Raw genomic sequence first — 2,311 nt, 5'->3', positions numbered from 1 at the left:
CACCAGAATCAAAATCCGCCTGGAGAACGGAGCCTTGGCGACGAAGAAATCGGAGAGCGGAAGCGAAAGCTTTCCTATGCATGACTGGCCGGCACCTGGAAATCCAACTGTATGCCGTGTTTGCGTGATTCGACTCAAACCCTTATATTCATCTGGAGCGAACTTTTGTGGCTGGCTAGGCCGATGATTGCTGATTCCAACCACGAAAGCTGCGGTTCCGGTAGAGCCGTGCCATGCCGCTGAAGCCCGTGCTCGGCTGCGACAATCATCAATATTGAGTTAAAGCGTCTTCAGCGAGGATGGCTGTAGATGGGCCAATCGAGGGGGCGCTCACTGTGAAGCGTGCTAGGCCCTCATCACGAATCGGAGACAGGCTGTTTGAAAGTCCGAATTTACTCTGACCTCCATGAAGAGTTCGCCTCGCAGCCTAGCCTGGTAACTGCTGAGCCCAGCATCAACGATCTCGTGATCCTGGCGGGGGATATCCATACGAAGGGAAGGGGAATCGCGTGGGCCCAAGCGACCTTCAATACACCAGTGGTGTACATACTGGGAAACCACGAATTTTATAAAGGCCACTTTGACCGTACCCTCCAGTCCATGAAATCACTGGCATCAGGTACAAACGTGCATGTGCTTGAGAACGACTCAATCGTTATTGGAAACGTAAGGGTTTTGGGAGCCACTGCGTGGACTGACTTCTCGACCGGGAGCAGCGTATATCAGGCGTCCCAGGAAGCCCGGCGATCCATGAACGACTTTAAGCGTATTAGAGCCGGCGAGGGCTATAGAGCGCTGAGCGTGGATGATGTCATCACCCGGAATCACAAAACCTACGCATGGCTTGCGTCTGAACTGGACAAGGATTTTCAAGGCAAGACTCTGGTCGTCACTCATCATTGCCCTCTTGTCGACCTCAGTGGGCCGGAAAAGGATTCGGTCTTGATGCCGGCATATTCTAATGACTGGTTAGACCTTGTGAGGAAGTCGGATTTCTGGGTGTTTGGCCATACTCATAGCCGAGTAGACGTGATGGTTGATAATTGCCGTGTCGTAAGTAATCCACGTGGCTACCCTAACGAAGACTGCGGCTTTGACCCAGATTTCAGCATTGAAATTAATTGATTGAATTGGAATGTGATGCGTAATTATCAAGAGAAACTGGCAGAGGCTGCTCAGAAAGAATTCAGCCGCTCGGTGACCGGGTTTCTATTTGATGCTCGGCTTAAGGACGAAGGTGTGAGAGGCGCGGTTTTCAGAGATGCCTTGAATCGCTATGAAGATGGTGACACCTTCACAAGTAGTAAGGTTCTGGATACGTGCCAGGAGCATGGCTATACGCTATTCATGACCCAGAATGGGTCAGTCTACGTAGCTGTTAGCCACCTGATGTTCATAGAGGACACCTTTGATGGCGTGCCTCAGACGCTAATCCTTCGTGCTAGCTGAACTGTTCTAGATACCGGTATTTTTACTCGCGGCGGCCTGAACTCAGGTCGCCGTGGTGCTTACGGCTGCTCAGGGTACTAAGGGCAAATTACTCACCTGGCTGACATGATTAAGGAATGTGCATGTCTAATCTTAGGAAAATGATTGCAACCATCAAGAACTATGATGTTGTGGGTAGAGGCGACTTAGATGGTGCTTACACTCGGGTCAGACTTGAGGACGAGCAAGGAAAAACCTTCTATATCAAGCAACTGGCTGTTCCTGAATATCTTCGGCGACACGGTGCACTGGTTACGGACTCGCCTAGAACTTGGTATGTCAAGCAATTAACAAAGAAGTTGACTGTCGTTGTTGCTTGCGAAAGTAGCAAAGGTAAAGTTGAGTATGACTTGGATGATCTGAGTCGTATGGCGCGAGCAGCTGTTATCAAAGGTATTCTGGCCACGGTCGCAGCCGTCCCAGCAGGGATCATTATCGCCACTGCCACCTTTGGGATTGGACTTGTTTTCATTCCTATGGCTTTGTATTACGCGTATGTGAATATCTTCAAGCTTGGGGCAAAGCTTAGCCGTAAAAGGCTGCTGAGCGATTTCGAGCAGCACGGCATCACCGTACGGTAAGCTTCGGCACTGACATTAGCGTGGGCCTTAGGCGAAGATTCTGGTGGGGGGGCCAACATGGTGGCCGCGGTCGTTTTTGACATTTTCGGAACGTTGCTAAAAATCGAGAATCGTCAGCAGCCTTATCTGCGGCTGCTACGCGAGGGTAAGCGCCAAGGTCGAGCAGTGTCTCCGAGGGATGTGCAGACCTTGATGACCTTCGCTGGCAACCTTGCTGATCTCGCCGAGCATCTTGAAATAGA

Annotated in this window: 3 protein-coding genes; all 3 read left to right on the top strand. The window is 50.8% G+C overall.

Annotated features, from left to right (window positions below):
- Positions 1 to 378: 378 nt before the first annotated feature.
- The 3 genes from HP547_RS27820 (at position 379) to HP547_RS27810 (ending at position 2,069) form a co-directional block, all read left to right on the top strand.
- The gene (locus HP547_RS27820; RefSeq protein WP_172288666.1) at positions 379 to 1,125 is read left to right on the top strand and encodes a metallophosphoesterase; all 747 of its coding nucleotides are present in this window, start codon (positions 379 to 381) and stop codon (positions 1,123 to 1,125) included.
- A gap of 15 nt (positions 1,126 to 1,140) precedes the next feature.
- Positions 1,141 to 1,449 (top strand): hypothetical protein, encoded by a 309-nt coding sequence (locus HP547_RS27815; RefSeq protein ID WP_172288662.1) that lies wholly within the window; start codon positions 1,141 to 1,143, stop codon positions 1,447 to 1,449.
- 122 nt (positions 1,450 to 1,571) lie between these two features.
- On the top strand, positions 1,572 to 2,069 hold the full coding sequence (locus HP547_RS27810; protein ID WP_172288660.1) for a hypothetical protein: 498 nt from the start codon (positions 1,572 to 1,574) through the stop codon (positions 2,067 to 2,069).
- The last annotated feature ends 242 nt before the right edge of the window (positions 2,070 to 2,311 follow it).

Origin of the sequence: Pseudomonas sp. CM27 (assembly GCF_013179515.1) — a bacterium.
In the GTDB taxonomy this organism is placed as follows: domain Bacteria; phylum Pseudomonadota; class Gammaproteobacteria; order Pseudomonadales; family Pseudomonadaceae; genus Aquipseudomonas.
The sequence above is the reverse complement of the archived record's forward strand: the minus strand, read 5'-3'. Positions and strand labels throughout refer to the sequence as shown.